The organism is Holdemanella sp., from assembly GCF_056804935.1.
In genome coordinates, this window is sequence record NZ_DBMEXE010000098.1 from 1 (window position 1) to 5,807 (window position 5,807).

Below are 5,807 nucleotides of genomic sequence, written 5' to 3' on the forward strand. Positions count from 1 at the left end.
TCACAGGCTGTTCCTTATGGAAAATAAGAACTGCACACAAGGTAGCATTCAAAATAAATAATCCATTTGTTAAAGCTCCAAATAAGAATTCAATGAAATGTTTTAAAAAAGCTCCTACAATGCCAAATTCTAAAACGACAATAAAACTAATACATATCATACAAATAAGGAAACACAAACGAAATAAGTTTGAGTGCAACCAAGACGTTTGTGTTTTCTTTTTCGTAGATTTTCTTCGTGTTGTTTTTTTTCTGGCTTTTGCCATACTTACCCCACTTTCTACTTATTTAAGTTTATTTCTAAAATAACCGGTAAAATCATCGGTCTTTTTGCGGTTTGTTTATAAAGATATTTAGAAACCTTATCACGAATCAAGTTACGCGTTTCTAAATTGTCATACGTTTTATTTTCAACCGCCTCGTTGATCGTATCTTCCATAATTTTAGCTACATCACCCGTGATGTATTCTGCATCACGCAAATAGATCAATCCACGACTTTGTACATCTGGACCATTAATTATTTTCTTTGTCTTTGCGTTGATACCAATTGCTAAAATCATGACACCATCCGTACTCAATGTTTCACGATCTTTTAATACGACACCTGCCATATCCCAGTTTTCTTTTCCATCGATCATTGTTTCATGAAGCTCTAATTCCATTGCGCAAGAAACTAATTTACGATTTTCAAAAGTGGCAACCTGCCCATTATCTAAAATGATGATGCGACTTGGATCATATCCCATTTCAACCGCAATCTGTGAATTCATGTGCAACAAACGATATTCCCCTTTGATTGGAATATAGTATTTGGGTTTTGTAAGGAAGATCATCATTTTCAAATCCTCTTTACTAGGGTGCATACTCAAAACATTCTTATCTAAGACGATGATTTCACCCTCTTTTTTGTACATGTCATTTTCCATGCTCTTGAATTCATTTTCAACACCAGGTACAACCGGACTTGCGACCACAATGACATCATCCTGATCAAACACAATCGATTCTAATTCATTGTTGGCAATGTTGTTGATAGTTTTGAATAAAGATTTACCTTGCCCTGAAATGATTACGACAACGTCTTTCATTGAGTTATCAAAATCAGCTGGATCAATCACTAAGGAAGGATCCACCTCATACCCAATTTCTTTTAATCGCCCTACTAAATCACGTAATTCTTTTGAATAGAATGCCATCTTACGACGACTTGCCATACAACAATCAATGATTTCCTGAATACGATATACACTTTGTGTATACACACTCACAAAGACACGCTTATTTTCATGTGTTTCTAAAACCTGTAAAAGCTTAGGGGAAATACGATGACTCGGAGAAGTGTGTCCACTTCTTTCTGCCCCTTTACTTTCCTGTAACAAAGCCAATACACCTTCGTTACCAAGTTCTGAAATCGTTGTGAAATCGGCACGATATGCATCGTCTAAATCATCATAGTCTTCAATAAATTCACCAGAATATACAATATAGCCTTGCTCTGTACCAATCGCTAAACCAAATGTTCCTGGATACGCATGCGTAATTGGGAAGAAAACAACTCTTCTTTTGCCGATACGCTTTTTATCATTACGCTTTACAGAATGTACACGCACACCTGTAATATGTTCCTGACGAATCATTTTCTGTACTTCTTTTACAGCTAATGGAGCGGTATAAACATCACAAGGAACTTGTTTTAATAAATATGGTAAAGCTCCCATTACATCATCATGACCATGCGTAATAAAAATACCCACAACACGATTTTTATTTTCAACTAAATACGTAAAATCCTGAATAATAAACTCGATACCTAATGACTCCTTGTTGTCAGGAAATTTGATACCCGCCTCTATTACATAGATGGATTCATCCACCTCCACACAGAATAAATTTTTACCATCTTCATCTAAACCACCAAGGGCAAAGATACGGATTTTTTCAGTTAATGAAGGAATTTTTTCTTCTTTCATATTATCTCCTTTTAAATAGTATTATTTTTCTAAATTATATCACACCGCAACGCCATCTAAAGAGAAACTTTTCGCCTCTGTAATTTTAACTTCTACAAAATCTCCAGGTTGAATATTTTCACCTTTAAAGTTAACTAATTTTTGAGTGTCTGTATATCCAGAATATACCTTTTCATTCTTCTTACTTAAGCCATCCACTAATACGGTAACAGTACGACCCACATAAGCTTTATTCTTTTCTAAAGCCAGATCATTCCATGTTTTATTTAATTTCGCTAAACGCTTTCTCTTTGTCTCCATATCAATCGAGTCATGCATACGGCTAGCTGGTGTACCAGGTCTTGCTGAGAAAATAAATGTAAAGGCATTATCGTATTTACAATAACGAACCACATCTAGAGTGTGTTCAAACTGTTCATCGGTTTCATTTGGGAAACCAACAATGATATCTGTCGAAACAGAAACATTTGGAATTGTATTGACAATCTTATCATATAAAGCTAAGTATGATTCTTTTGTATAACGACGACCCATTAACTTAAGTACATCATCATCTCCTGATTGTAGCGGCAAATGAATAAATGGCATGATATTGTCATATTTTGCGATTATATCAATCATTTCTTCGGAGAAATCCCAAGGGTGACTTGTTGTAAAACGAACACGAGGAATGCCAATTTTAGCAACTTCTTCTAATAATGTCGCAAAATCCTGTTCATTATCCATATCTTTTCCATACGCATTCACGTTTTGTCCAAGCAATGTGATTTCTTTATAACCCTCATCCTTAAGTTGCTGAACCTCTTTTAAGATTTCAGACATCTTACGTGAACGCTGTTTACCACGAGTATAAGGAACAATACAATATGTACAGAATTTGTCACAACCATACATAATGTTGACCCAAGCCTTGAATGTTCCAAAACGGTGTACCGGTAGATTTTCGTAAACCTCTCCTTCTTTAGAGTAAATCTTTACAACTTTTTTACCCTCAACCATACAACTATAAAGCATGCTAGGAAGCTCTTGAATATTGTGTGTTCCAAACAATAAACGAACTTGAGGATATTTCGTTAATAAAGTTTCAACTAAACCTTCCTCTTGTGCCATACATCCACAAACACCAATCACAAGATCTTTGTTTTCGCGATATAAACGTTTGAAGTTACCAATCTCACCCAATACTTTTTCTTCCGCATTTTGACGAATTGCACAAGTATTGATAATTATGACATCACTGCCTTCAGCCGTTTCATTAGGTGCAAATCCTAGCTCATCTAAAATACCAGCCAATGTTTCACTATCACGCTCATTAGCCTGGCAGCCATATGTAGAAATAAAATATTTTTTTCCTCTTCCCATCATACGAGCAGCTTCAGGAATATTAAATGTATCAATACGATCAATTGTATTTGTAGTACGCTTTTGTGCTTCTTTTAAATCGGGTAATACCCATCCTGGTTTTTGTTTCATGTGATCTCCTTTCGAAAAAAAATGCCAAGCACTAAGCTTGGCAAATGTGTTTAAATTTGAATTACTGGTTGATTGCTCCAACAGGGCAAGTTCCTACGCATGAACCGCAGTCGATGCAAGTTCCTTCGTCACAAACTGATTTTCCTTCATCGTCTAATGAAAGAGCTCCTACAGGGCATCCTCCTACACAAGCACCACATCCGATGCAAGCATCTTTATCGATATTTACTGCCATTGTTATTTCCTCCTTGTTTAATAATTTATACTCAAATTATAGCGATAACCAAGTAGTGAATCAAGACAGTTTAGTAAGTGCAGGCTTACCGTAATTCATTTACCAAACTAAAAAATTGAAGTCGGGACTAAAGCCCGACATTTTTATTTTGCGTATTCCTGGGCACGTGTCTCACGAATAACATTAACCTTGATTTGACCTGGATATGTCAATTCAGATTCAATCTTATCACGAATATCACGAGCTAATTTTACACAAGTCATGTCATCCACGTGTTCTGGATTTACAAGTACACGAATTTCACGACCTGCCTGAATCGCAAACGCATTTGAAACACCCTCAAATCCATTCGCAATTTTCTCTAAGTTTTCAAGACGGTTGATATAAGCCTGAGCACTTTCTTTACGTGCACCAGGTCTTGCAGCACTAATTGTATCTGCTGCGATAACCAAATGACTAGTCAAGAACTTAGGTTCTACATCCCCATGGTGTGAGTGGATCGCATTTAATACAATTTCTTTTTCACCATGTTTCTTACAGAACTTGTATCCCAATTCAACATGAGATCCATCTTGCTGCTCAATATTCAATGCCTTACCAATATCGTGCAACAATCCAGCACGTTTGGCAATTTGCTGATTCAATCCAAGTTCAGCTGCCATGCATCCAGCGATATAGGCAACTTCCATAGAGTGCTGCAAAGCATTTTGTCCATAAGAATAACGATATTTTAATGTACCAATCAATTTTACAATTTCACGATCAATACGACCAATACCCAATTTAAAGATAGCTTCCTCGCCAGCCTTCATGATCTCTTGATCAATTTCATTCTGGTATTTCTTAACAACATCTTCAATTCGTCCCGGCTGAATTCTTCCATCACGAATCAAGTGTTCCAAAGCTAGACGAGCCACTTCACGACGTACTGGATTAAAACATGTAATCGTAATCAAATCTGGAGTATCATCGATGTTTAATTCAACACCTGTTGCCTGTTCAAAACAACGAATATTACGTCCTTCACGACCAATGATACGTCCCTTCATTTCTTCACCAGGTAAAGAAACAACACTGACTGTCTTTTCTTGAGTTTCCTGCTGAGACATACGCTCAATAGCTAAGGCAATGATATTCTGCGCTTTTTCATTGGCAGTCGCCTTTGCCTCATCCTCTTTATCTTTGATGTATGCAATTGTTTCATGTTCCATTTTCTTTTCCACAATCGCAAATAATTCATCTTTTGCTGCCTGGCTTGACATTTTGGCAACACTTTCTAAAACGACAACCTGTTTGTCGATTTCTTCTTGTAATTTCTTTTCTTTTTCGTCTAATGATGTCAGTTTGTCAGCAACACTTTTCATCTTTTCATTAATCTGACGCTCTTTTTGATTTAACGCTTCATCACGAAAATTCAAGTTATCTTCTCTACGCAATAACTTGTTCTCTAATTCCATTGATTCTTGTTTACGTTCTTTAATTTCTTTTTCAGCTTCTACGCGCAAATCATGAGCCTGTGTCTTTCCGTCTAACACAGCTTGTTTTACACGAGATTCCGCTTCATTTTGAGCTTCTTTTAAAATCTGTTCTGCTTTTTGCTGATTCTTATTTAAACCTGCTTTGGAAAGTCCGACCATACAGCCAGATCCAATTGCAAGACCTGCGACACCAGACAAAACGATCCATAGTACATCCATACTATTTCCTCCTTTTCGTCCTTTGTTCTAGGTAAAACCAAAAATATTATACACGAAAACAGGTATAAAGTCTATCAAGTCAAAGGGCAAAATAAAAGATGTTCGTCTAGACAAACATCTTATATTGAACCTCTCATCACTGAAGTGATGAGATTCTTGGGAACAGGTTTCTATCGAAACCTTTCTTACCAAGCTATCCCCGCAGTTCCTGCGGTTCTTTTTTATATTTGATTAATTTGCTAATATGCCTTGCATCAATATATTGATGGATGCATTTACATCTCTGTCATGAGTTGAATGACATTTTGGGCATATCCATTCTCTTACTTTTAAATCTTTTGTTTCTTCATTCTTATATCCGCAACAATGACAGATCTGACTGCTCGCATAGAACGTATCCACTTTCTTGATCACCTTTCCATACCACTGGG

Annotated in this window: 5 protein-coding genes and 1 pseudogene; all 6 read right to left on the minus strand. The window is 36.4% G+C overall.

The window, feature by feature from the left end:
* Positions 1-265: pseudogene (locus ACZQCL_RS05700) on the minus strand (DNA translocase FtsK); the annotation flags it as partial.
* A 14-nt stretch (positions 266-279) separates the two neighbouring features.
* On the minus strand, positions 280-1,971 hold the full coding sequence (locus ACZQCL_RS05705; protein WP_482482164.1) for a ribonuclease J: 1,692 nt from the start codon (positions 1,969-1,971) through the stop codon (positions 280-282).
* A 39-nt stretch (positions 1,972-2,010) separates the two neighbouring features.
* A complete protein-coding gene (gene miaB / locus ACZQCL_RS05710; protein ID WP_118114553.1) occupies positions 2,011-3,444 on the minus strand; it encodes a tRNA (N6-isopentenyl adenosine(37)-C2)-methylthiotransferase MiaB in 1,434 nt (477 codons plus the stop codon).
* Positions 3,445-3,505: 61 nt separating this feature from the next.
* Entirely contained in the window at positions 3,506-3,679 is a 174-nt protein-coding gene (locus tag ACZQCL_RS05715; protein ID WP_040466055.1) for a 4Fe-4S binding protein, read from the minus strand.
* Between the two features lie 143 nt (positions 3,680-3,822).
* Complete coding sequence (rny, locus tag ACZQCL_RS05720) at positions 3,823-5,376, minus strand: ribonuclease Y (RefSeq protein ID WP_118114552.1); 1,554 nt, start codon at positions 5,374-5,376, stop codon at positions 3,823-3,825.
* Positions 5,377-5,607: 231 nt separating this feature from the next.
* Positions 5,608-5,807 (minus strand): zinc ribbon domain-containing protein (locus ACZQCL_RS05725; RefSeq protein WP_482482167.1); only part of this gene is annotated, 200 nt, incomplete at its 5' end.